Origin of the sequence: Paenibacillus massiliensis subsp. panacisoli DSM 21345 (assembly GCF_000426545.1) — a bacterium.
Lineage (GTDB): Bacteria > Bacillota > Bacilli > Paenibacillales > Paenibacillaceae > Paenibacillus > Paenibacillus panacisoli.
Genome location: NZ_AUFO01000031.1, coordinates 1 through 25,904 on the forward strand (window position 1 = coordinate 1; position 25,904 = coordinate 25,904).

The 25,904-nt window shown below is 49.8% G+C and carries 23 protein-coding genes and 1 rRNA gene; 1 reads left to right on the top strand and 23 read right to left on the bottom strand.

The features are described 5' to 3' along the window. From K331_RS0119875 to K331_RS0119950, 16 genes are all read right to left on the bottom strand, one after another. Positions 1-175, bottom strand: a 16S ribosomal RNA gene (locus K331_RS0119875); the annotation flags it as partial. Positions 176-799: 624 nt separating this feature from the next. Continuing rightward, a complete protein-coding gene (locus K331_RS0119880; RefSeq protein ID WP_028591660.1) occupies positions 800-2,137 on the bottom strand; it encodes a TrkH family potassium uptake protein in 1,338 nt (445 codons plus the stop codon). A gap of 165 nt (positions 2,138-2,302) precedes the next feature. After that, positions 2,303-3,841, bottom strand: coding sequence for a lysine--tRNA ligase (gene lysS / locus K331_RS0119885; protein WP_018888012.1), 1,539 nt, complete (start codon positions 3,839-3,841; stop codon positions 2,303-2,305). A gap of 189 nt (positions 3,842-4,030) precedes the next feature. Further along, positions 4,031-4,507: a transcription elongation factor GreA gene (gene greA / locus K331_RS0119890; protein ID WP_018888013.1), complete on the bottom strand. Its 477-nt coding sequence runs from the start codon at positions 4,505-4,507 to the stop codon at positions 4,031-4,033. A 192-nt stretch (positions 4,508-4,699) separates the two neighbouring features. Further along, on the bottom strand, positions 4,700-5,701 hold the full coding sequence (gene dusB, locus K331_RS0119895; protein WP_018888014.1) for a tRNA dihydrouridine synthase DusB: 1,002 nt from the start codon (positions 5,699-5,701) through the stop codon (positions 4,700-4,702). 11 nt (positions 5,702-5,712) lie between these two features. Further along, positions 5,713-5,931, bottom strand: a complete 219-nt coding sequence (locus K331_RS0119900; protein ID WP_026281389.1) for a helix-turn-helix domain-containing protein — start codon at positions 5,929-5,931, stop codon at positions 5,713-5,715. After that, positions 5,883-6,428 (bottom strand): 2-amino-4-hydroxy-6-hydroxymethyldihydropteridine diphosphokinase, encoded by a 546-nt coding sequence (folK, locus tag K331_RS0119905; RefSeq protein WP_025678977.1) that lies wholly within the window; start codon positions 6,426-6,428, stop codon positions 5,883-5,885. Before folK ends, K331_RS0119900 begins: the two co-directional genes overlap by 49 nt. A 9-nt stretch (positions 6,429-6,437) precedes the next feature. Further along, positions 6,438-6,800: a dihydroneopterin aldolase gene (folB, locus tag K331_RS0119910; protein WP_025678976.1), complete on the bottom strand. Its 363-nt coding sequence runs from the start codon at positions 6,798-6,800 to the stop codon at positions 6,438-6,440. 70 nt (positions 6,801-6,870) lie between these two features. Then, entirely contained in the window at positions 6,871-7,728 is an 858-nt protein-coding gene (gene folP, locus K331_RS0119915; protein ID WP_028591661.1) for a dihydropteroate synthase, read from the bottom strand. A gap of 1 nt (position 7,729) precedes the next feature. Next, a complete protein-coding gene (locus K331_RS0119920) occupies positions 7,730-8,614 on the bottom strand; it encodes an aminotransferase class IV (protein ID WP_018888019.1) in 885 nt (294 codons plus the stop codon). A 3-nt stretch (positions 8,615-8,617) separates the two neighbouring features. After that, positions 8,618-9,193 carry an aminodeoxychorismate/anthranilate synthase component II gene (gene pabA, locus K331_RS0119925; protein ID WP_025678971.1) on the bottom strand — a complete coding sequence of 192 codons (576 nt, stop codon included), beginning with the start codon at positions 9,191-9,193 and terminating at the stop codon, positions 8,618-8,620. An 18-nt stretch (positions 9,194-9,211) separates the two neighbouring features. Continuing rightward, positions 9,212-10,804: an anthranilate synthase component I family protein gene (locus tag K331_RS0119930; RefSeq protein WP_028591662.1), complete on the bottom strand. Its 1,593-nt coding sequence runs from the start codon at positions 10,802-10,804 to the stop codon at positions 9,212-9,214. Between the two features lie 146 nt (positions 10,805-10,950). After that, positions 10,951-11,889 (bottom strand): cysteine synthase A, encoded by a 939-nt coding sequence (cysK, locus tag K331_RS0119935; protein ID WP_018888022.1) that lies wholly within the window; start codon positions 11,887-11,889, stop codon positions 10,951-10,953. A gap of 303 nt (positions 11,890-12,192) precedes the next feature. Continuing rightward, a complete protein-coding gene (locus K331_RS0119940) occupies positions 12,193-13,143 on the bottom strand; it encodes a peptidylprolyl isomerase (protein WP_028591663.1) in 951 nt (316 codons plus the stop codon). A 25-nt stretch (positions 13,144-13,168) separates the two neighbouring features. Continuing rightward, positions 13,169-14,053 (bottom strand): Hsp33 family molecular chaperone HslO, encoded by an 885-nt coding sequence (gene hslO / locus K331_RS0119945; protein ID WP_025678966.1) that lies wholly within the window; start codon positions 14,051-14,053, stop codon positions 13,169-13,171. 159 nt (positions 14,054-14,212) lie between these two features. Continuing rightward, positions 14,213-14,980: a type III pantothenate kinase gene (locus K331_RS0119950; RefSeq protein ID WP_025678965.1), complete on the bottom strand. Its 768-nt coding sequence runs from the start codon at positions 14,978-14,980 to the stop codon at positions 14,213-14,215. A gap of 273 nt (positions 14,981-15,253) precedes the next feature. On the opposite strand from K331_RS0119950, the gene K331_RS0119955 reads away from it, so the two are divergent. Beyond that, entirely contained in the window at positions 15,254-16,198 is a 945-nt protein-coding gene (locus K331_RS0119955) for an EcsC family protein (protein ID WP_025678963.1), read from the top strand. A gap of 134 nt (positions 16,199-16,332) precedes the next feature. Here K331_RS0119955 and ftsH read toward each other — a convergent pair whose 3' ends face one another. From ftsH to K331_RS0119990, 7 genes are all read right to left on the bottom strand, one after another. Next, entirely contained in the window at positions 16,333-18,363 is a 2,031-nt protein-coding gene (gene ftsH / locus K331_RS0119960; protein ID WP_028591664.1) for an ATP-dependent zinc metalloprotease FtsH, read from the bottom strand. 99 nt (positions 18,364-18,462) lie between these two features. Next, positions 18,463-19,002 (bottom strand): hypoxanthine phosphoribosyltransferase, encoded by a 540-nt coding sequence (gene hpt, locus K331_RS0119965; protein WP_018888028.1) that lies wholly within the window; start codon positions 19,000-19,002, stop codon positions 18,463-18,465. Positions 19,003-19,057: 55 nt separating this feature from the next. Next, entirely contained in the window at positions 19,058-20,509 is a 1,452-nt protein-coding gene (tilS, locus tag K331_RS0119970) for a tRNA lysidine(34) synthetase TilS (RefSeq protein WP_028591665.1), read from the bottom strand. Positions 20,510-20,652: 143 nt separating this feature from the next. Further along, a complete protein-coding gene (locus K331_RS0119975) occupies positions 20,653-21,588 on the bottom strand; it encodes a protein kinase domain-containing protein (RefSeq protein WP_028591666.1) in 936 nt (311 codons plus the stop codon). Next, on the bottom strand, positions 21,572-22,321 hold the full coding sequence (locus K331_RS0119980) for a vWA domain-containing protein (RefSeq protein ID WP_028591667.1): 750 nt from the start codon (positions 22,319-22,321) through the stop codon (positions 21,572-21,574). Before K331_RS0119980 ends, K331_RS0119975 begins: the two co-directional genes overlap by 17 nt. Positions 22,322-22,497: 176 nt before the next feature. After that, positions 22,498-25,005, bottom strand: coding sequence for a stage II sporulation protein E (gene spoIIE / locus K331_RS0119985; protein ID WP_028591668.1), 2,508 nt, complete (start codon positions 25,003-25,005; stop codon positions 22,498-22,500). Between the two features lie 382 nt (positions 25,006-25,387). Beyond that, complete coding sequence (locus K331_RS0119990; protein WP_018888033.1) at positions 25,388-25,894, bottom strand: S1 domain-containing RNA-binding protein; 507 nt, start codon at positions 25,892-25,894, stop codon at positions 25,388-25,390. Positions 25,895-25,904: the final 10 nt, after the last annotated feature.

Sequence of the window (25,904 nt, forward strand, 5' to 3'; positions counted from 1 at the left end):
TATTAGCTACCGTTTCCGGTAGTTATCCCAGTCCAGAGGGCAGGTTGCCTACGTGTTACTCACCCGTCCGCCGCTAACTCTCAGGAGAGCAAGCTCTCCATCAAGTCCGCTCGACTTGCATGTATTAGGCACGCCGCCAGCGTTCGTCCTGAGCCAGGATCAAACTCTCCAATAAAGTTATTGAAAAGAGCGATAGCTCATTTTGAATCTGACGAGATTCATATCTCATTGTTTTGCTCCAGTTTTCATACAGTCAAAGACATGTACCAAAAACCTTCGCACTGGATTTTGCTTGACAAAATCCGCTCACTCGTTGTTCAGTTTTCAAAGATCAACTTTGTTTCCTTCACCAAGCAACTCTCGCTCAGCAACTTTTATATCTTATCATGCCCTTACCAAGTTTGCAAGCATTTATTTTAATTTCTTTTGGCTGTTAACCTTGGAAACTAAACACTGCTTTGCCGCTCTGATTTCTCAGTGCTTTCTTGGCCGGAATTAGAATATACCATGTGCATTAATTTAATGCAACACTTTTTTTCAAAAAAACTGCAACCCTTTTAATTATCATGTTTAACACCGATACATTCCCCTCATCAAATAACAAAAAAACCGCAAGCAACAATGCAGCTTCCCGTTGTTACCACGGGCTATTGCAGTGCTTACGGCTTTGATATAGAAGAACTCGCTCATAGCGAGCATTCCCATTACGTCCTTTAGCTATACCTTAATAACTTCTACTATTCAGCAGAATCACCCACTGCTCATTCCTTTCATGTTGCAGGTCAGGTCCGACTGATTATTACCCAATAATAATCCGGCCCTCAGGATGACGATACAGCTGCTTCTCTTTACGCGGACGAAGTGCATATGCGATTGTTAACGGCCCAATCCGGCCGACGAACATTGTGAAAGCGATAAGAATCTTTCCTATATTACTCAATTCCGTAGTTACCCCCACAGACAAGCCAACCGTACCAACCGCTGAGGCAGCCTCGAACATGAGCGACAGGAACGGCGCATCCTCAATCACTAGGAGCAGCATAACAACCACCATAAAGATCATGAGCGTAACCATGATAATGGTCAGGGCCCTCATTAGCAGATCCCGTGGAACACGATGACGGAAAAATACAATATCTCGATTGCCCCGAATCATCGCATATACTGCCCCGATCATGAGCAGGAAGGTTGTAGTCTTGATTCCACCGCCGGTAGAACCGGGTGAAGCCCCAATGAACATCAGCAGAATGAAGAAGAACTGAGTTGCCTGCCTAATCTCCGTAATATCAATGGTACTGGTACCCGATGAACGTGTGGACACAGACTGAAAGATCGAAGCATAGATCTTCTCGCTCCAGTTCAACGAGCCCAAGGTGTGAGGATTGGTGAATTCGAACACGAACAGAACTAGGGCTCCAATCCCGATCAACGCACCGGATACATAAAGCACGAGCTTGGAATGGAGTGACAGACGCCGGGTCTTGCGATACTCGAATAGATCATTCAACACTACAAAGCCTAACCCACCCGAGATAACCAGCACCGAGGCTACCAGATTGAACAGCCAGTCTCCCGTATAGAACTGAAAGCTATTCCCGAATAAATCAAAGCCACCATTATTGAATAAGGATACTGAATGGAACAGCCCGTAATATATCGCCTGACCCAATGGCATTTCTGTTGCCCACCGCAGCGCAAGTATGACAGCAGCAATACCTTCAATGGTAAATGAGAAGATCATAACCTTACGGACGATGCGGACGATCCCTTCCATGCTCTCTGCATTAATGGCCTCTTTCAGCAGCAGCCTGTCCCTGAGCGACAAACGCCGCCCTAGCACCAATGCAAACAGCGTAGCCATAGTCATGAACCCCAGACCGCCAATTTGCATCAACACGACGATTACGGTCTCTCCGAAGACGGTGAAGGTAGTCTCAACATCAACGACAACCAGTCCAGTCACACAAGCTGCTGAGGTCGCAGTAAAGAAGGCATCCACCCATTGGAGGGTTACTCCATCCTGGGTCGAGACAGGCAGCTTCAACAGCAATGTGCCAATAGCGATAGTTATGAGGAGCCCAAGCACCAGAATAATAGGCGGCGAGGCCCAGCGGGTAATTTTGACGGTGAGCTTCATAGCTGCCTTCTCTCCATCCATTTTTTCAAATCTATACTTCATTACATACGTTATTTAAGAAAAAAGAGGAACAGGGCATGGACGCGACCTGCCTGATCCTCTTCTTTTACATATCATACGAGTTACAGTAAGCATCTTTAATTATGCTACTCTACTCAGAGCTAATTATTCTACAGAACGATTACGCATATGCGGGAACAACAGCACATCGCGAATGGAAGCTGCATCCGTCAGCAGCATGACGAGTCGGTCAACACCGATACCGAGGCCACCTGTTGGCGGCATACCGTACTCAAGCGCACGGATGAAGTCATCATCCATTTCATGAGCCTCATCATTGCCTTGCTCACGCTCCACCAGTTGCGCCTCAAAGCGCTGACGCTGATCGATTGGATCATTCAGCTCTGTGAACGCATTAGCGTGCTCACGCGCTACAATGAACAACTCGAAACGATCCGTGAAGCGAGGGTCTTCCTCGTTCTTCTTTGCAAGCGGCGAAATTTCAACAGGATGTCCTGTAATGAACGTCGGCTGAATAAGAGTCTCCTCTACGAATTGCTCGAAGAAGGCATTCAGGATATGACCAAAAGTCATATGAGGCTCTACAGCCACCTTGTGCTCCTTAGCCAGTCGATGCGCCTCTTCATTCGTCATGTGCACTCCGAAGTCCACACCCGTGACTTCTTTGACCGCATCTACCATAGAGACACGACGCCATTGCGGAGTCAGATCAATCTCACGCCCCTGGTAGCTAATGTGCTGGGAGCCCAGAACCTCTTGTGCGATGTGAGCGATCATATTCTCAGTCAGCTGCATAATGTCTTTATAGTCCGCATAGGCTTCATACAGCTCAATCATCGTGAACTCAGGATTGTGACGTGTGGAGATTCCCTCGTTACGATATACGCGACCGATCTCGTATACCTTCTCCAATCCGCCGACGATCAGACGCTTCAAATGAAGCTCAATGGCGATCCGCATGTACAGCTGCATATCCAGCGCATTGTGATGCGTAATGAAAGGCTTCGCAGCAGCCCCACCAGCAATCGAATGCAGAGTTGGTGTCTCCACCTCCAGATACCCCAGTGAATCCAGATAACGACGCATGGACTGAATGATGCGGGAACGTGTAATAAAGGTCTTCTGAACCTCAGGATTCATAATCAGGTCTACATAGCGCTGGCGATAACGCAGCTCAACGTCCTTCAGACCGTGATACTTCTCAGGCAGTGGATAGAGGGACTTGGAGAGGACCTCCAGATCCTGCACCTTCACGGAAGTCTCGCCTGTCTTCGTCTTGAAGACAGTTCCCGTCACCCCGATGATATCCCCGAGATCCAGCATGGTGAACGCCTTGTACTTATGCTCAGGCACCGTATCGAGACGCACGTAGATCTGGATGCGTCCGCTCAGGTCCTGGATATGGGCGAAGCTAGCCTTACCCATTCCACGCTTGGCCATAATCCGTCCGGCAAGGCTCACTTCAATATGCTTCTCTTCCAGCTCTTCTTGTGTCAGGTCATTATACTTGGCAAGAATCTGCCCCGCTTCCTCTGTACGGACATACTTGCGCCCGAACGGGTCAATACCAAGTGCTCGTAGCTCGTCCAATTTGGCACGGCGAACCTGCAAGAGCTCACTGAGCTCTTCCCCGGTCTGCTGATTGTCCTGATTCTCCTGGTTCATGTTGTTGTCCTCTTGCATCGCTAGGTCAACTCCTTTATTTACTAGCGGTTCAGACCGCTTGTTATTCGATACGCTGTATGCCAGATCGTATGCCAGATCCCATCGTCCGCGGAGCTTCGTCTAATATCATCAAAGTATGTACTTCCCTGATATCATGAGAAAAAAAGCTTCCCTCAGGAAGCTTTTCGTAATTCCGAAGTTATGGTGTTACTTCTTAATATCCACAATCTTATATTGGATGACGCCTGCAGGAACAGTCACATCAACGACAGTCCCCTTTTTCTTGCCCAGAATGGCTTTACCTACCGGACTTTCGTTGGAAATCTTGTTCTGAAGTGGGTTGGATTCTGCCGTTCCCACAATCGTATATTCCATTACATCGCCAAATTCAAGGTCTTCCACAATAACTGTGGCACCGATCCCTACCGAGTCAGTATCAATCTCATCACTATTGATAATGCGTGCGTTGCGCAGCATTTTCTCCAGTGTAATAACGCGGCCTTCGATAAAAGCCTGTTCATTCTTCGCATCCTCGTACTCGGAGTTCTCACTGATGTCACCGTATCCGATGGCTACTTTGATCCGCTCCGCTACTTCGCGGCGCTTAACCGATTTCAGATTCTCAAGCTCTTCTTCCAGCTTCTTGAGACCTTCCTGTGTAAGAATGACTTCTTTATCGCTCATCAACCGATTCTCCTGTCATGGAAAAAGTTAAATGTGCAGCTCATGCACGTTTCGTAACACTATATGCCGTTCTGAGAAAATGAGAACATTCTCTGCAGATGTCTTACTTGAATTCCTCTTGTGGGCTCACCACATCAGAATTTTATACTGAAAGATTATATGGCAAGGTTTTCAAAAAGTCAATGAAGCCTATCAGGATACTTTCGCTTCTTCTTCCTCTGCCGTCTCCAGTCCTGCTACATATTGTTCCAAAATCTGAACCATCTCATCACGCTTTGTTTCCTCCATGATGATGTCCTTGACGCGCGCAGCTCCCTTGAGTCCCTTTAGATACCAGGCCATGTGCTTGCGCATCTCCCGTACAGCAACAGCCTCACCCTTGAGCGCCACGAGTCTGTCCATATGCAGAATGGCTACACGAATCTTCTCTTCCGCCGCTGGATCAGGTAGCAGCTCCCCAGTCTCAAGATATTGAATGGTACGGTAGAGCATCCACGGATTACCAAGCGCTCCACGTCCGATCATGACACCATCACAGTTCGTCTCATCCAGCATCCGGCGTGCATCCTCTGGCGTAGCGACATCACCATTGCCAATAACCGGAATGGATACCGCCTCTTTGGCCTGTTTGATGTAGCTCCAGTCAGCCGTTCCTGTATAGAGCTGCTCACGCGTCCGGCCATGCACACTTATAGCCTGTCCACCGGCGCGCTCAACCGCGCGGGCATTCTCTACCACGTAGATGTGCTCGTGATCCCAGCCGATACGCATCTTGACTGTTACGGGCTTCTGGACAGCATCCACTACTGCCGACACCATTTCATAAATTTTGTTAGGGTCCAGCAGCCAGCGTGCGCCAGCATCACACTTCGTTACCTTTGGTACAGGGCAACCCATATTGATATCTATAATATCGGCATTTGTCTCCTGATCCACAACCTTGGCTGCTTCAACCAGTGTCTCCCGATCACCGCCAAAAATCTGCAGACTGAGCGGCTTCTCACGCTCGTCGACGAACAGCATCTCACGCGTGCGCTTGTTGCCATGCATGATCGCCTTGTCGCTAACCATCTCAGCACAGACTAGTCCCGTTCCGAATTCCTTTGCGATCAAGCGAAAAGCCGGGTTGCAGACGCCGGCCATCGGAGCCAGCACAACCTGATTCTTCATTTCGATTGAGCCAATCTTCAGCATGTTGTCCTCTTTCACCCCTTTAGCTCATCTTCCGGATTCAGCTCCTGGCTACTAACGCCCAGAGCTGCCGCAATTTTATCAACGATCTGAGAAGTTGCCTTGCGATTACCTCTCTCAATGGACCCAATTAATACTAAGGATAGACCTGTCTTTTCAGCTAATTGCTGCTGCGTGTATCCCTTCAGCTTCCTGAAGGCTCGGATTCGATATGCGAGACGCATGTTTTCCACAGCCGGACGCCTCCCTTACCTTCCACTATCTCTAGGGCAGTCTGTACTAGATGATGGAGCACAGGCGTGTCAGCCGCAACAACATCCGCTAATGGAACGAGGACAAAAGCCCGTTCCTCCATTCGAGGATGGGGAAGCTCTAGTTCTTCCGTCTGAATACTCTGATCCTCCATCCACAGCAAATCCAAATCCACTGTGCGAGGGCCCCAACGAATGCTACGCTCGCGTCCCAGCTGCTGTTCTACTTGCAGCATACAGGCAAGCAGTGCCTGTGGAGACAACGTGGTAGTTACTGCAATGACCATATTTAGAAAAGCGGGCTGATCCAGATACCCCACAGGATCTGTCTCGTAGATTCCAGAACAGCGCAGTAGTTGAACCTCATCGTGCGCATCCAACAATGCAATCGCAGAGCGCAGCGTCTGTTCCCGATCTCCAAGATTAGCCCCCAAAGCAATATAAGCCTCTGATGATTCAGAGGTCGGATAAGCAGTCATGTACATGTCTCACTTTCTTGTACGATACAGCTCCACCGTCACACCTTGGAAATGGATATCAAAAGGCGGATGCGGCTTCGTGACCCTGACGGTCAGTGCATTGACACTAGTATAATTGTCCAGTAGGGAAGATGCAATACGTTCCCCCAAGGCTTCAATTAATTGGAACGACTCTTTCTCTACAATCGGCTTCACCAGTTCATGCACCTCGGCATAATTGACGGTCTGATTCAGATCATCCCTCTCACCAGCTGCCCGCAGATCAAGCTCCAGCTCCAGGTCAATATAGAAGCGCTGACCAAGCTTACGCTCCTCTGCGAATACACCATGATACCCATAATACTCCATGCCGCGGATTATGATTTTATCCATCTTAATGCCCCCTTAACTAGTTAACGATGTATGTCCAGTACCTCACTGCAGCTTCAGCTACACTACACACTCAGATCCTTCTCAAGTCTTGCGAGGCATACAGCATCGCATCACTCATACGGACTGTTCTCGCGATCTTGCCCACATCATGCACGCGTACAATCTGGCACCCCTGCGCAATACCGAAGGCCACCGTAGCAGCTGTCCCCTCCACCACATCATCAGCAGGCAGATCAAGCACCGTACGAATAAATCGTTTGCGTGATGTGCCCAACAACAGCGGGTATCCCATTTCGCCCAGTTTATATAGGGAGGCCATGACCTGCAGGTTCTCATCATGATTTTTGGCAAAGCCGATACCGGGGTCTAAAATAATCTGTTCAGGCTGCACACCAGCAGCTTCGGCAAGCTTGATGCTTTCCAGAAGATCTGCTTCCATATCGTGTATCAGATGGGTATACTCCCGATCATGTCGATTGTGCATGATAATTACGGGACACCCGGCCTCAGCTGCTACGCCAGCCATACCAGAATCAGCCTTCAACCCCCACACATCGTTGATGATATGGGCCCCTGCACGCAATGCCTGCTTGGCTACCTCAGCTTTGTATGTATCCACGGATAACGGAATATGCGGCGCCTCCCGCTGCAATAGCTCAATGACAGGCATAACGCGTGACAGCTCTTCGTCCAGTCCGACAGGATCATGGCCTGGACGCGTAGATTCACCGCCAATATCAATGATATCTGCCCCTTCCTCGACCAGTTGTAGTGCATGACGCAGAGCAAGCTCCGGGGTCTGATGACTCCCACCATCGGAGAAGGAGTCTGGGGTTACATTCAGTATGCCCATGATCATTGTGCTCTTCCCTAGCCTTAGCTCGGTTGGACCGCATGTGTAGCTTCGTTCATATATGACGGGTGTCATTTTACCCCCACGCTTTCTTCTGATAGTCTTCTAGCAGTTCTTCTGTCATCAGCCCTGGACGCCCGTTGCCGATCACATAAGTTCTCCCCTCCGGGTCAGAGAGTGAGGTCACAGGGCTAATCTCCTGAACTGAAGTCGTAAGAAAGACCTCCTCTGCCTCCATAAGCTCCTCCCAGGTGTACAATCCCTCATCCACTTGAATCCCTTTGGCACCTGCCAGTTCCATGACAAAGCCCCGTGTAATCCCTCCCAGTGCCCCCGTATCGAGAGATGGTGTACACAATCTGCCCTGCTTCACAAAAAAGACATTGCTCACGATCCCCTCGGCAACAATGCCCGCATCCGTAAGCATCAGACCTTCCGTCTGTAGACCATTCACTGCTACAGGGTACCGATTGAGCTCACGCTTCGCGAGAATATTATTCATATAATGCAACGATTTCAATCGCACGCCGCTTTCTGGTGTATTGCGCCGGGTATGCAGCAGGCATAGCGACTTAGCGCGAGCACTTGTTTCAGTAGGCACAGGTGGTAATGATTTTGCGAACAACACCTCATTCGGCTGCAGATAATCCGTTCCTGGCAAGCCTAAGGCGTACTCTCCTGCCGATACAGTGTATCTTACATAAGCATCCTGCAGGTCATTTGCGGCCATGAGCTGTGCAATGAGCCTCGATAGGGATGCTTCGTCACTAGTATAAGGAATACCCAACAGCTGACAGCCTTCCTCCAAGCGTCGCAAATGTCGATCCAGCAGGAAAGGGCGCCCTCTGTAGGTTCTAAACGTCTCAAATAGTCCCATGCCGTACAAAAAGCCGTGATCACTTACGTGAATCACGGCATCAGCGGCCTTTGTCAGGACACCGTTCAATCCAATCATCTGCATCGCTTAAACCCGAATACTACGCTGGAGGAAATTGCGCAAAATCTGGTGTCCATAATCGGTAATAATGGATTCGGGGTGGAATTGTACCCCCTCCACATCATACTCCTTATGGCGTAATCCCATAATTTCACCTTCAGCGGTCTCTGCGGTTATCTCCAGACAATCAGGCAAGCTGCTCCGCTCCACCAATAACGAATGGTATCTTGTTGCTGTGAACGGCGCAGGCAGCCCTTCAAATACCGACTGGTTCTGATGATGAATTGGTGACGTCTTGCCGTGCATAAGACGCTCTGCACGAATGACGTTGCCCCCAAAAGCCTGGCCGATGGCCTGATGCCCGAGACATACACCGAAAATCGGTATTTTCCCTTTAAAATGCTCAATCACATCAAGGGTTATCCCCGCTTCATTGGGTGTACAAGGTCCAGGCGATAACAGAATATGATCCGGTCCCAGCTCAGAAATCTGCTCCAGGCTGATCTCATCGTTACGCTTCACAACGATCTCTTGCCCCAGCTCACCCAAATACTGCACCAGATTGTAAGTGAATGAATCATAATTATCAATTACCAGAATCATCAGCAATTCCCTCCTAATTTATGCCTTTTGAATATTGGCATGCTCGACTTCACTGTTCTCAACTGCCTTCATCACTGCTCTAGCTTTACTACGGGACTCGCGGTATTCTCGGTAAGGATCAGAATCAATGACAATGCCAGCACCAGCTTGTACATAACCCATTCCGTCCTTGGCCACTAACGTTCTTATAATTATATTTAATTCCATATCACCGTTATAGTCAATCCATCCCATGGAGCCTGTGTAGGGACCACGACGAACGGGCTCCAGCTCCTCGATAATCTCCATCGTCCTGACCTTAGGCGCACCTGTAATTGTTCCACCTGGAAATGTTGCCGCAATCAGCTCATAGGCGCTATGTCCAGCTGCGAGACGCCCTTCTACTTGGGATACCAAATGCATCACATGCGAATAATATTCGATGGTCATTAGCTCCGGGACCTGTACCGAGCCATACGCCGCCACTCTCCCGATGTCATTACGCTCCAGATCCACCAGCATGATATGCTCGGCACGTTCCTTCTCATTGGTCCATAACTCTTCAGCCATCGCCTTGTCCAATTCAGCGGTCGATCCACGCCTGCGAGTACCTGCAATCGGTCGGGTACTGATCTTCTCACCGCTCAGCTTCACCAATAGCTCTGGCGACCCGCTTATCAGCTGGAAGTCTGGCGTGCGTAGCAGACCCATATAAGGGGATGGATTCATCAAGCGCAACCATTCATACACTTCCTCTGGCGCGGAATCCAGCTCGCGCTGTTGCCGTAACGAGAGGTTTACCTGAAAGACATCGCCTTGTGCAATATATTCTTGAATACGGGTTACCGCCTGCTCGAAATCCTGCTGCGGAAAGGGAGTAGCCCATTCTTCTGTTGCTACGTTATCCGTCTGATGTGTCTGATGTGTCTGTTGTGTCTGTTGTGTCTGCTGAGCTAGCCACGTCTCTCGTCTGGAACGCTGGGTCTGCTGTTCGACTGGCAATGTGGTAATGTCTTGCCATAGCTTCTGCATTCTCAAGGCCTGTTGCTGCGCGTTGGCATACATGGCCTCAAGCTGACTGTCAGACACCTCGCCCTCTGAATCCGATAGACATACGCTGACCGCACAGGTGATGACCTGCTGATGGTGATCGTAAATCCACACCTCATTCAAACGCATCCACAGATAATCAGGCAGTCCTAGATCGTCAGTGGCCTGCTCTGGAAGTCGCTCCAAGGAACGTACGACATCGTAGCTCAGGAATCCGACACAGCCTCCATGATAATAGGGCTCGTCCTTAAGCCGAGGAGCACGATACGGAGTCATCCACTGCTTAAGCACTTCAAGTGGTTGTCCCTCATTGACACTCTCCCCGTGGTGCACCAGATCCTTCAGCTGTGCATGTAATCCTTTGCCTGACAGGATCTCGACAGGCTGCAATCCCAAATACGTATACCGTCCGTCCTTGCCGCTCTCCAGCACAAATGCATAATCAGAAGCCTGCTCCCAGGCCCGACTCCAGGTGGAAGGGAGTGCCGCAGCCTCTGTCTTCAGCAGGAAGGGAAGTACATTAGTTCCTTCCTGCCACCATGTCCTCCACTGCTCCAGTGTAATTACATCCTGTATACTCATGAGTCATTCCTCAATTCCGCCATTCCGGCTCATCTGCTTATCTCTTTATATCATGAGCAACTGGTGGAAATCTATCATAAGAAAAACCCCCACCCCTGTCACTACAGCGGACAGAGATGAGGGTATGGCTACAGATCACTATGGAATTAAGCCTCGAAGTTGTATAGTGGCGTACTCAGGTAGCGTTCTCCGTTACTAGGGACAATGGCAACTACGCGCTTGCCCTTACCCAGCTCCTTGGCTACCTTGAGCGCAGCGAAGACCGCCGCACCGGAGGAAATACCGGACAGGATGCCTTCTTCCTTGGCTAGTTGACGCGCTGTCTCGAACGCTTCATCATTCTCGACATGAGTAATTACATCGTAGACTTCCTGATTCAGGATTTCTGGAATGAAGTTCGCGCCAATCCCTTGAATTTTGTGAGGGCCAGGCTTACCGCCTGCCAGGATCGGAGAAGCAGCTGGCTCGACAGCCACTACCTTCACCCCTGGGAATTCCTTCTTGAGCACCTCTCCTGCGCCTGTAATTGTACCACCAGTACCGATCCCTGCTACGAAAGCGTCAAGGCTACCCCCGATAGACTGTATAGCTTCTACAATCTCAGGACCTGTAGTCTCACGGTGGATTTTCACATTAGCCTTGTTCTTGAATTGCTCTGCTGCAAAGTATTCTGGATTCTCCTTCAGAATCTCCTCGGCCTTCTTGACAGCGCCGTTCATCCCCTCAGACCCCGGAGTAAGTACCAGCTCTGCACCGTAGGCGCGAAGCAGGTTGCGACGCTCCAAGCTCATCGTCTCTGGCATTACAATAATTGCTTTATAGCCTTTAGCAGAGGCCACCATCGCCAAGCCGATTCCCGTGTTACCGCTTGTTGCTTCTACGATCGTTCCGCCTGGTTTCAGAAGACCATCTTTCTCCGCTTCCTCTACCATGCTGACAGCGATCCGATCCTTAACACTCGCACCCGGATTCTGGAACTCCAGCTTCACGTAGATCTCTGCACTATCCTCCGGCACGATACGATTCAAGCGAACAAGCGGTGTTCCACCAATCAGTTCAGTTACGTTATTAACGACTTTCGGCATAATCATGGCCTCCTTGGCAATAAATATATAGCTGTGATATTAAGCTTGAATGAATGCTCCAACGCTTCTGTGTGTAAAGGATCAATTCCCGAGTAATCAGGTTGGTTTTGAGATAATCATAACAAAGTTACCGTTTTGTTGTCAACTGAGAGGAAGAAGAAAGTACGATATTATTTTCAAAATGAGAAAAAGCACACCAAATCGAATCATCGACCTCTTCAGTGCGCTTTGTACCCATCATCTTCATCTGTATTTGGCCAGGCTTGAGAAAAACAAACTTATAAACTCATGTTCAGTGCGGTGCTACAACGAAGGCTGATCATCAATCAGACGAGCCCCGTATTTGGCACGTAGACTCTCCTCCAATTGATCGAGTGGCCCAGCCTGCTGGAGTGCCAGCTCTTCACGGACGGCTTCACGAATCTTGTTCGGGTTCGTCTCACCATCGGTTCGGATACCCTTAACGTACACAATGGCGAATCCTTCATCCAATGTGATGGGTCCTGCAATATCACCAGGACTTAGTGACTTGACAGCCGACATGACCTGCTCCGATATGAAGGGATCGCCTTCATCTAGCCAACCCAGCTCCCCGCCGATATCCTTGCTGAATTCATCAACGGAATACGTCCCTGCCAGCTCCTCGAAGGACTGCCCTTGCTCTAACTTCGTCATCACTTGCTCGGCATCGGAAGCCTTGGATAGCTTGATCCACGACAGGTTCATCTGCTTGTGCGGTTGAAAATCAGCTGCATGTTCCTCTAGATACCGATCAATCTCCCGGTCATCCACCCGAATGTCCAGCGTAGCAATCTTCTCCAGGCTAAGCCGGTAAACAGCCTCAATCCTGAGATCATCACGCGAAAGACCGAACTGGTTCTGCATCTCACCATAATAAGCCTCTGGGGACTCGTACCCTTGCATCTGCCGACTCAGCTTGTCATCTATTTCATCCTGCGTAACCTGGATACCCCGCTGCTTGGCTTCCAGGGTGATGGCTTTTCGGTTCAGCATTTCCAGCAGCGTATTGGTACCGTACCGCTTCTTGAGCTCTTTAACCCATTCCTGTTCCGAAATGGATTCCCCACCGATTATAGCGGCTATGCGAGACATATCGTCCGTATTGTCCATTCCGGTCGTATCTGCATCATTCCGGGCAGGCTGGAACCCTCTATACACCATACTACCCAGCACCACAACACTGATGGTTAAGACAACGACAGCCGCTAACAACCCTTTTTCCTGTCTTGTCATCCCATTTGATCTCTCTTCCCGTAATTTATGCCTTGGCTTGAATCAATAGCTGTTGCAGCTCGTCTTTATCGAACTGGAAGGCTTCATTACAAAAATGGCACACGACCTCTACCTGCTCATCGTCCTCGATCATTTGCTCCAGTTCACTTTGTCCCAGACTGATCAGCGTAGCCTCTACGCGTTCTCGCGTACATTGGCATCGGAAGTGAATGTCCATCTCGTCCAGCACCTGAACATCTGGCAGCATCCGATGTAGCATCTCTTCCAGCTCCAATCCCTCATCCAACAGGGAAGTGACTGGCGGGAGTGCTCCTACAGCATGTTCAATGGCCGTAATCTCCGCATCGTTCAACCCAGGGAGCAATTGAATGATAAAACCACCAGCGACAATCACCGAATTATCCTCGTTCACCAGCACACCCAGCCCCACTGCCGATGGCGTCTGCTCAGATTTGGCAAAGTAATACGTAAAGTCCTCCCCCAGCTCTCCCGAAACAATCGGAATGCTTCCACGGTAAGGCTCCTTCAGCCCCAGATCCTTGGTAATGTTAATGAATCCAGTAGTACCGACTGCACCTGCAACATCAAGCTTACCCAAATGATTGCTAGGAAGATGCACATGTGGTTCATTGACATAGCCCCGGACCTCACCCTTGGCATTGGCATCCGCCACGACCTGACCAATGGGTCCGTCTCCCTTCACCTGAACGGTTAGCTTCTCCTCACCCTTGAGCATAGCGCCCATCATGGCAGCGGCCGTGACCGTCCGCCCTAATGCAGCAGTAGCTGTAGGAAAGGTATCGTGTCTTCTCCGCAACTCCTCTACCAGCTCGGTAGTTCGGATCGCAAAAGCACGCACCCGTCCTTCCATCGCCGTGCCCCGGATCAACCGATCTTGCTTCTTCTCCATACCTGTACAGCTCCTTCTCTATGCACAAATGAAATTCATTGTATATGTCTCTAGTTTGTACTCATTATAGACGAAAAACACCACCAAGGCCAAACCAGACAACACTGGTCAGGCGTGGCGGCTCGGTGATGGAGATGCTGTTAGCATCTCAAGCGGTTCTTAGTCCCGATTGCGTTCAAATATAATACGCAGCCCATCCAGCGTCAGCAACGGAGCAATCTCCTGAATGCTGGTCGTTTCCCCTGCAATCAGCTCGGCAAGGCCACCCGTGGCAATCACGGTTGGCTCAGCTTGCATCTCTTGACGGATACGAGCTACGATACCATCTACCTGACCTGCATAGCCGTAGATAATACCGGACTGCATCGCACTGATAGTATTGCGCCCAATCACCTTCTTGGGCTTCTCCAGCTCAATACGCGGTAGCTTCGAAGCACGCTGATACAACGCCTCCGTCGAAATTCCAATGCCAGGCACAATGACACCACCCAGATAATTGCGCTGATCATCAATGCAATCGAAGGTAGTCGCTGTACCGAAATCCACGACAACCAGCGGTCCACCATACTGCTCCACAGCCGCTACAGCATTTACGATCCGATCCGCACCAATCTCACGCGGGTTCTCATAGCGGAGGTTAAGTCCGGTACGAATGCCAGGCCCTACGATAAGTGGGGTTTTACCAATATATTTGGTACACATCTGCTCCAGGACCTTGACCAATGGAGGAACGACAGATGAGATAATTACACCTTCAATATCCTGAAAGGATATGCCCTTCATACCAAATAAATTATGGATAAGGACTCCGTATTCATCCTCGGTAGACTGCCTGGATGTCAGAATTCGATAGTGATGTAGAAGCTCACGATTATGATAAATACCCAGCACGATATTTGTATTGCCTATATCTACTACAAGAATCAATGGGGTACCTTCTTTCTTTCATGTTAATATCCAATTGCAACCATGCTGAATCAGCTTAAGCCTATCATGCCATGATGTCAATATGATACCACAACTCATATTTGGTACATCCTTTCAAATGTACACAACGTAACCGTGCGTGTCAATTTTTAAATCACAAAGGATTTTGCGTATACGAGCAACCTCTCGACGAAGTCGTACGTAAAAGCCACTAAGATAGAATGATGAAATTGCGTGATTTATATTATGGAGGCATAAGCAAGGGAGGATATTATGGATTCACGAGAGAGACTGAATCAGGAGCTGGATATCATCAAGAGATGGGAACAGGAGCAAAAGGATACTGTATGGTGGGACAAGCTGGGGAGACTGCCTTTTGCCCTGCTCGACCGGGTTCTACCGAAGGGCTTGAAGGACAAGCTTGCCACAGCCTTGAATGAGGTTGGGAAGTTCGTACAGGATGGTGGGAAATATCTCGTACAGCCCTCGCAAATCGTCAAGCTGCTGCAGGAAGAGGCTGCCAAGGCAGGCTACCTGAATTCTTCAACCGATTCTTCAGAAGATCAACCAGCGGAGCATTCGACAGAGCATTCAACAGAGCATCCAGTGGATTCTTCAGCAGTTCTTTCAGCAGACTACTCTTTCGCAACCGAACAGAGAGGGAAGAAGGTCAACAGCTCTCAGGAAATAGTACAGCAGCTCCCACTTGATGTGCTCGACCAAGCAGCTCAGCATATCACGGAACGCAGAGTAAAGTTCGCCGCAGCTCAAGGGGCCACTACAGGGATTGGCGGGGCCGTGACCATGATCGCCGATATTCCACTTGTCTTGGGATTGTCTCTGAAGGTTCTGCAAGAAATGGCCCTGTGCTACGGCTTTGACCCTGATGAACCACAGGAGCGTGTCTTTATCGTGAAGTGCCTCCAGTACTCTTCTGCAGACATCGTTGGCAAACAGGCGATTCTTGAAGAACTAGTGGACTATGACAACCCTGAGCGACAGGTACAAATTATCTCGCAAATTCAAGGATGGAGAGAGGTTGTGCTGTCCTATCAAGAATCCTTTGGTTGGAAAAAGCTGTTCCAGCTTGTCCCCATTGCAGGTATGTGGTTCGGCTCGGTCAGCAATCGAAATACGATCCGTGATGTTGCAGAGGCTGGACAGATGCTCTATAAGAAGCGTTTGATACTTCAGCGCTTGGATGAAGCTAATTCCTGATGTCGCATGACGATGATTGCATGGTGCTGAATAAATGAATATAGCCCCTGATGCTCTCACTCCGTGCATAGAGACCAATAATAAAAAACAAGGCAGCCTCATTACTGAGACTGCCTTGTACTATTTATTTCAACTTAAGCATTCGTTGGTGGTGTTCCGCCTGAGTTGTTGGAGTTGCCATCTTCGTCATCAGACTTCTTCAGCAGATCTCCAGAACTTTGCGTTCCTTGATTCTCTTCGTCCTTGCCCTGAATACGGACACGAACATCTCCGATGTTATCAATCGTAGGCTCTCCTTGCTCTGAGCCTGGATCGCTACTGGAGGACGAATCAAGGGAACCTGTCTCGATCAGCTGCTTGATCTGATCGAGCTCCAATGTCTCCTGCTCAAGCAGCGTCTGTGCAATGAGATGGACTTCCTTGGAACGTTCGGTCAAGAGGTTCTTCGCCCGCTCATAAGACTCAGTGATGAAGCGGTTCATCTCCTGATCAATCTCATAAGCGATCTGATCACTGTAGTTCTGCTCATGACCGATGTCACGGCCCAGGAACACCTGACCCTGTGAGCTTCCGAACTGCATTGGACCAAGTCTCTCACTCATACCGTATTCCACGATCATGCTTCTTACAATACCTGTTGCTTGCTGGAAGTCGCTATAAGCGCCTGTTCCGATCTCACCGATGAACAGCTCCTCCGCAACACGTCCGCCTAGGAGTCCCGTTACTTTATCGAGGAGCTCTTGCTTCGTAGTCAGCATGCGGTCTTCCTTCGGCAGCATGATGACATATCCGCCAGCACGCCCACGAGGAATAATTGTTACCTTATGCACCATATCGGCATGCTCCAGGAAGTATCCCAGAATCGTATGACCCGCTTCATGGTAGGCCACAATGCGTTTCTCACGATCACTAATGACACGACTGCGCTTCTCGGTACCGACAATGACACGGTCAATGGCTTCGTCCACTTCCAGCATGGAGATGTCCTTGCGGTTACGGCGAGCAGCGAGCAACGCAGCTTCGTTCAGGAGGTTCTCAAGGTCCGCTCCTGTAAATCCTGTCGTACGCTTCGCAATTACATTCAGCTTGACGTCCTTGGTCAGCGGCTTGTTGCGGGCATGTACCTTCAGTACCGCTTCACGGCCTTTGACGTCTGGACGGTCTACTGTAATCTGACGGTCAAAACGTCCTGGACGAAGCAAGGCTGGGTCCAGAATATCTGGACGGTTCGTCGCCGCAATGATGATAATGCCTTCATTCGGACCGAATCCATCCATTTCGACGAGCAACTGGTTCAGCGTCTGCTCACGCTCGTCATGGCCACCGCCAAGACCCGCGCCACGCTGACGACCAACCGCGTCAATCTCATCAATGAAGATGATGCAAGAGGAGTTTTTCTTCGCATTTTCGAACAGATCCCGCACACGGGATGCACCGACACCGACGAACATTTCAACGAAGTCGGAACCAGAGATACTGAAGAACGGTACTCCAGCTTCACCAGCTACTGCTCTCGCCAGCAAAGTCTTACCTGTTCCCGGAGGGCCCACAAGGAGTACCCCTTTAGGAATGCGAGCGCCCACAGCTGCGAACTTGCGAGGGTCCTTGAGGAATTCCACGACTTCGACAAGCTCCTGCTTCTCTTCGTCAGCTCCTGCTACATCCTCAAAGGTAATGCGTTTCTTCTCTTCGTTATACAGACGGGCTTTGCTCTTGCCAAAGTTCATCACTTTGCCGCCGCCACCCTGGGCCTGATTGAACAAGAAGAAGAACAAGATAAACATAATAATCAACGGAACAATGGAGGTCAGGAACGTGAGCCAAATGCTCTGCCCTTCCATCTTCTTCTGCTGATAATCAAATCCATTATTCTCGCTGTATGCGACAAATTCATTAATCGCTGCATCCGTTGGTGGAATATACAGTGAGAAGTCTTCCGATTTCGCCTCACTCGGCTTCTGCTTGTAAGTACCTGTTACTAGAAATGAGAAACCTTCGTACTGAACGGTAACACTCTTGATGTTGTTAGCCTTCAGTTCGCTGCGAATTTCGTTATAACTAGGGAGATCGGCAGTTTCATTACCTCGAATTACAAATTGAGAAATGCCCACCACGACTAAGAAAAGTATCAAATAAAAACCAGAATTCCGGATGAACCGATTCATCCCCTACCTCCTCTCAAAACACTCAAGTTATTTTACCATAGCCTGTAAGATGTTCTCAACACACATACTAGTACAGTCCTAGGACTGTAGTACGGGATGTTAGGTGGTGTAAATCTCTGGCTTCAATACCCCTATGTATGGAAGGTTGCGGTAGTGCTCACCATAGTCCAGACCATATCCGACCACAAAGGCATCAGGCAGTGTAAATCCTGTGAAATCAGCCTCCAGATTGACCGTGCGGCGAGCAGGCTTGTCAAAAAGGGTTACAACCGTAACCGAGCTTGCATTCCGGCTCTTCAGGAGTTCGATCAGATGACTGAGCGTCAGGCCACTGTCAATAATATCTTCGACAATCAGCACCTCACGTCCTTCGACGGATTGATCCAGATCCTTAATGATTTTGACTACACCCGACGACTTTGTCGAAGCTCCATAGCTGGATACAGCCATGAAATCAAGCTCAAGAGGGACTGTAATATTCTTAACCAAATCAGCCATGAAGATAAAAGCACCTTTCAGCACACAGATCACCAGCGGATTCTTTCCCTCATAGCGTTCGCTAAGAATGCCGCCTAGTTCCTTGATTTTTGCCTGAATTTCTTCCTCGCTGATCAACACTTCCTGAATATCGTTATACAACTGAGTGAACCTCCTAAATATATACTATGAACGCAGCAACCGGGCGATTACCGATTCACTTTCCGCTCTTGCGGGCGCTCCCTGTACGCCATGACATATATATAACCGAAGATGTGCTTTCTTGCACCGGGGCATGAATCGAGCGCCGGATACCTGGAAGCCACACAATTGTACCCGAACCGTCGCATACCACAGGAATGGAGGATCTTACGGAAGGAGGAATTTTGGCATCTATAAAAATATCTTTAACCTTTTTTCTTCCTTTTAACCCCATAACCTGTATGGAATCTCCCGGTCTTCGTGTACGAATCGTCAACGGAAATATGAGCTGCTCCGCATCAAACACAGCATCATCGGCATTAAAAGGTACTTGTATACCCTTCTCCTGCTCGCGCAAAAACCATGATAAACTGCTCTTCTGCGGTAATTCCAGGGTTCCCTCAGCTTGATTGAGCTGAATCTTGTAATTATATTCGGTACAGGAGCTTAATGGTTCGCTGTAAAAGCTGGCTGTATCGTATTCCCGGATACATACTGCCATACCTCCCAAATCCAGACTCCATGTCGTAGGCTTATCTTGAATAAAGCCCCGCCGCACGGCTTCAACTTTGTGAAAATCTGCATTTTCATGATCTGAAGGCAGGTAGTTTAATATTAATTTAATCACTCTCCGTTGTAAAGCGAGGGTTAAGCGCCGAAAGGCCGGAAGATCAATGGTCATTTTGTCTGGCTCCCGCCTCACCAGGTCCGAAAATACACGTTCAGCCTCTTCCCCCATATGGTCGTCCTCAGCACGCAGTACCTCTGCAAGCCGGTTCAGGGACTCTGTCAGTTGAATATTATATTGCCCCAAATAAGGAAGTACATCCATACGGATTGCATTTCGTCTGTATTTGTTATGCTCATTGCTGCTGTCCACTACATACGAGATATGCTTCTGCTCACAGGCACTGACCAATTCCGTCTTGTACATACGAAGCAGTGGACGAATCAGTTGCACATTCTTCTCCATGCGCACAGGCCGCATTCCAGCAAGCCCTGTCGTACCACTCCCTCGTAGTAGATGCAGCATCACGGTCTCAGCCTGATCGTCGCCATGATGAGCCAGCGCAATGCTTTTGGCCCCGTACTGCATGGCAGTCTCATGGAGGAAACGATATCGTAGCACACGCGCTGCCTCCTGTGGTCCCTTGCCTGAGCTCTTCATGTAAGCCGGCACCTCCAGCCTAGACATGACGAAAGGGATATTCAGCTGATTCGCAAGCTTGCGCACAACTTCAGCCTCTTCATCTGACTCCTCTGGCCGAAAGCCATGATGAGCATGTGCACAGATGAGACGCAGTGGCGTATGCAGCCTTGAGACCTCCTCTAATGCATGCAAAAGAGCCACAGAATCCGGTCCCCCGGACACTGCGACTACTATACTGTCTCCAGGTGCCCACATCGCATGCTCAGCCGAGGACCTAAGCACATGCTCCACAATGCTATCCCACATTCGTCCTTCCATAGATCGTCCTCTTTTCTATACCTGATCTAACATCAACCAGAAATACGTTGGAATTCGTTATGTATACTCCCGCTGGCTGCCTTCATTTCTGACATGACAACAGACGTTACGCTACGCTGTCGATTTCCAATTGTCCACTCGTACTAGCGCAACGCCAGCCAGATCGCTCCTGCCAGCAGGGAAAGTGATACCGTAAATGCATAGCCCAGCCACCGTGCCTTATATCTCTTCCTGGTCCCGGGGCTCTTGGCGTGAGCAGCCGCCAGCTGCGACCAGGTTCTCGCTGCCTGTCGAGTGTCCTGGTGCTCACCACGTACTGCAGATATAAGCCACGCTGCATAGGGTCTCAGCACCTGGCTATGCGCAACAATGGAGGTGAGATCAGATATGCTCCTTAACTGTGGCAGCTTGCCTGCCGCTACCTTAAGAGCATCCGCCTCCATAATATGAATGCCCAGCAGAGCGAATGAGAACAAATCATATTGCGGATCAGCATTGCGCCCTCCTGCGTTCCAGAAGCCTCGATCATACCACTCGGTAAATTGCTTCACACTGCGGCCTGCACGAGTAACGCCTCCATAATCAATGAGCTCTGCTTGTCCATATGGACTCACCAGAATATTCTGAGGCTTCAGATCACCAAAGATCCATCCCTCATTATGAAGCTCGGCCAATTGCTTCAAGACACCAGCCGCTGCCACCCCATACCATGTAACCCCTCGCTGGGCCACAAAACGATGAAGCGGCTCGCCCTTTACATATTTCATCACATAAAAGGGAACATCACCGTTCATCCTTGGATAATCATCTACTTCAAATAAATAGGAAGGAACGCCGTTCGAATGCAGTGCTCCGCCCTCCGACTGGAGCGTGGTTAGCACATTGATCTCGGACTGGATATCCATGGGATCCCTCCCGAGCTTCAGAGCATAGTGCCGATTCCCCCCGGCTTCCTTCACCAAATACACAGTTCCATTGGCTCCACGTCCCAGCATGCGCTGGACGACATAGCTGCTTCGCTTCCACCTGCCTGTGATGGTAGTCCCCGGCGCAAGACCGGGATCAGACGACGTAGTCACCAAGCATCCCTTCTCCTTTGCCGTAAGTTTCTTCCAAATGCTGTTGTCCCTCTAGTGTATCATATCGGAAATAATCAATCACTTCTAAAATGGCCGGTCCGGTCGGTGTCGCCCCCTTCATCTGCAGCTTGCCAAATATCGTCTTGAGAGCGGCGGGGTCTGAGGTCCACTCCACGGTTCGAACTACATCCTGCCCCGATCGCTGTCCAGGAAAATGAAATACGGAAATTCGGCTACTTCCCATTCTAGCCTGCAGGCTCAAATTCAGATCACGAATCGCCTCCTCCACCGCTGCCAGCTTCGGCTTCATACTCGCGCTGGCATCAATCAGCAAAGCCACCTCCAGATTGCTCGTCTCGGTCAGCTGATCCACCACCTCTACTACTTTGGCACGCTCTGGTGGTGGCAGCTCTTCTATACTGCCAGGTCCATTTTCACCGAGAATATGTCTAAGCTCTTTATTCACAGCGTGCTGAATGGTCTGAACCACCGTCTTGCGAGTCATCATCTGGATTGTCTGCGCAAGCTGCCTGGTGCCCACAATTCGACTGAACCCACCTCCTGCCTTGGCAATCTCCTCAATCTCTACACTTCCCAGCTCACCAATAGTTCCATAGTCAATGACTCCTGCAACGTTGACCGTAATTCCTTGCTGTAGTGCATGAGCCGCTGCCATAACCGGACTTGCTCCTACGTTGGAGCATCCGTCTGTAATCAACAAAATTTGTCTCATACTCTTCACCTCCGCTATGATCTAGCATGAATCTATCTATCATCTAGTATTCCCGAATGATCGATAGTTCAAACTTGGTAGCTTAGTGAAGTTTCGTGAAGGCTTCATGACGAAGCCAAGGACTGGCATGACGACGCAAAGGTAGTACAGAACGCGCAAGCTCTTCTAGTGCCACTCTAGCTCACCGTGCGTGGTCGCTCCATTCGGCTCAGACCAGGCATATGCAGGGTTGCCCATTCCGGTCGGTAATGATCTACCTGACTGACGACGACCGTCATGTCATCTATGATCTGATTTTGTTGATAGCGAATAACCCTCTCTAATAGCAGGTCTGCCATACGCTGCGGATCATCGTCCTCCAGCTCCATAATGAGCCGTTTCATCCACAGCTCTTTATTGACCGCATAGCCTGGAGCGTCGTAGATCCCATCAGTCATCATAATCAGAGTATCTCCTGCCTGGAGTTGAACCGAGATGAGATCGACCTCAATATCCTGAATAATCCCGATCGGCAGATTGCTAGCCGAAATAGGGATGACCTCATTGCCCCTCTTGATAAAGCTCGGCGTAGAGCCAATCTTCATAAAGGTGGTCTTCGCGGTATACTGATCAATCAATGCCATATCGACAGTTGCATACATTTCCTCAGGAGATCGCAGCAGCAGTACGGAATTGACCGATTTGATCGCAAGACGCTCGTCCATTCCTGATTGCAGCAATTGCTCCAGTATATTTAAGGCTGCGCTGCTCTCCTGTCTGGCTCGCTCACCATTCCCCATTCCATCACTGAGTGACACCGCATACGTGCCATTCCCTAGCTCAGAAGCATTGAAGCTGTCCCCGGACAGAATATCCCCTCCCTTGGCCGCAGAAGCAATGCCCGTAGTAATCTCAAACGTCTTGGCCGAGCCAAAGGTTACCGTAGCCAGCCCCTGCCTGGCGTCGGTCATGGATTCCCCCAGCACAGCTATATGCTCATCCAGAATATCGGACAGCAACGGTGCGATCATCTTCCTACATTCATCAAAGCCCTGTGTATAGGCATGAACAATCTCAATCTCTACCTGTCCCGCATCCAGATTAATGATCTCAATACTGCAAATGGAGAGTCCCAGCTTGTCCAGCGCATCCCGTATTTGCTCCTCTTGGCGGTACATGGCCTGTGTCTCCCGCTGAATCTCGCGTGCCAGATCATCCATCACCTGCGATACGCCTGACAGCTGCTCCGCTACGAGCTGACGACTATCGAATACCTGGCGCTTCCACTGCATATTATGCTGATATAGACCGTATTGCTGCTTCATCACCTGAAGCACAGCTTCTGTCTTGGCGCAGCTTCGGCTCCACTTGGCAGGCATATCCGCAGGCTGTATATCCGGTTGATCCTCAATGGTACCCATCATCTCTGTCATGAATTGATAGGTCTGCATGAACTTCCGGTCCCAGCACTGCTCCCGCTTGAAGCAGGAGGCACAGGTGCTGTCGGCTACAGCGCTCATGAAGTGCTCCATCTCATCCTCTCGCTGGGTTTGATCTGCCGCGGTAATCTGATGGAAGCTCCGTGCCAGCTGGCGGAACACCTCGGAGAAGCGACTGACGCGTTCCGCCGTCAGATCGCGGATTCGCTTGGCATATTCATGCTGCGAGCGGGCGTGATCCTGGGTACCGGGGACATATTTAGCGATGGCAGAGAATAGACTCTTTGGCGTCAGGAGGAAACATAGGATGGCAATACCACTCTCCCATGTTGATGTAATGACATCACTAGTGCCGTCCAGGTAGACAGTCAATATAGAGGAGCCGAGTAAGAGTCCGACCGCCACCCCAATCTTGCGCCCTTCACGGAGCATCCCTGCAAGCAGCCCCGATAATGCCAGTAGACTCATCTGGACGATCGCTGATATGTTGGCCAGACTCAGGATCAGACCCATTATGACCCCGACAGACGCTCCCAAGGGCGCTCCACCAACCAAGGCAAATACTAATATAAGATATCTGGACAGCACATGGTCCAGGGATACGGAGTATACGCTCCAGCCGACGGCTCCCGTCATGACGGAAGCTAGCAGAATAATCAGGCATAGAATCTCTTCATTCTTCAGCTGTGCAACCTTCTTGCGATAGGTGAAGAGTGGAATTGCCTGAATGAACACCAATGTCAGCATGAAACTGAGGATGGCGTCGGTCGTCATCATCATGAAGGCATACCATGACATGGACGGACCGATAACGACGTGGAACAGATTCACCATGAAGACAGATACGAAGACCATGATCGGAATATAGGACAGATCCGGCTTGCCGTAAGTGCTGATTCCTTTATTGAGGAGGAAGAAGATAAGCAGCTGGAGCGCCACTACCCACACGGCTGGATAAGGAGCGAACAGACTACCAAGTAGCAGAGACATGCCCACTGGTATCATCAAGTCACGCCGCATAAAGAGAATAACCCCGAAGTAAGCTGCTGCAAAAGGGGATAGCTCATCCAGAATTGTAGCCCTTCCGAGCAAGAAGCCCATAGCCGAGAGTAAGAGTGTCCATTTCTGCGCATCCAGTGCCTGTATGATCTTGAAGGAGTAGAGCCAATCTACCAAGCGGCTGGTTAGTTCAGTTCCGCTTTTTTTATTTTTGGCTTTGCTTGTTCTCAATCCTGGAAATTGAAGCACATTCCACTTGTTCATCATTTTCAGGCACCCCATTCAACAATTTGATGGTTCCTATCTTAACCGGGACAAGCTGTGAAAGTTTGTCAGAAACTCTCCATGATGCCAAAGAAATTTCCGACAAAAAAAAGACGCATGCGAAACAAGGAGAAAAGCCCGCTGATCCCCTACGCTTGCGTTCTCTTCCTTCCCCTGCCGATCATGATCAAGCCAGTGAATGGCGCTTTCTGCGGCGTCGGCACAGGCGAGTCGACTGGATTTTGCCCAGACTTATCTGGATTACCGTTGTATGATGTCGGACATTTCTATAGACACGACAAAAAAACCGCAGTAGCCGATGGGCTCTGCGGTTCTTCTATATTGATCGGTTTGTGTGCTGTGATGAACGCCATACTTAACGCGGTTATACGCGCTTCGCTCCGCGCCCTCCACGTTTTCCTTCGGTGTTCTTTTTGAGCGAGGAAATACGTTCTTCACTATCCTTCAGGAAGCGTGACATTTTATCCTCAAATGAAGGTTTACCCGCTGCAGGCTTGAACGACCGTCCCCCACGATCACGGTTAAATCCGCCACCGCCACCGCTACGTCCTTGCCCTTGACCACCACCGCCAAAACGTTCTCCTGGACCGCGGTCCGGTCTTGGGGCTCGTGGTGGTGGAGATTCGGAAGCCGGTTTATCTACAGCCTGCTTGATGGAAAGTCCGATTTTCCCGTCCTTGTCAACATTAATGACCTTCACCGTCACGACATCATTAATCTTCAGGTGGTCGTTGACATCCTTAACATAGTTATCGGCGATTTCCGAGATGTGAACGAGACCCGTGACACCTCCAGACAAATCCACAAATGCTCCAAAATGCGTGATGCCTGTCACTTTGCCCTCTAACTTGGTGCCCACTTCAATTGCCATAGAATAAAAT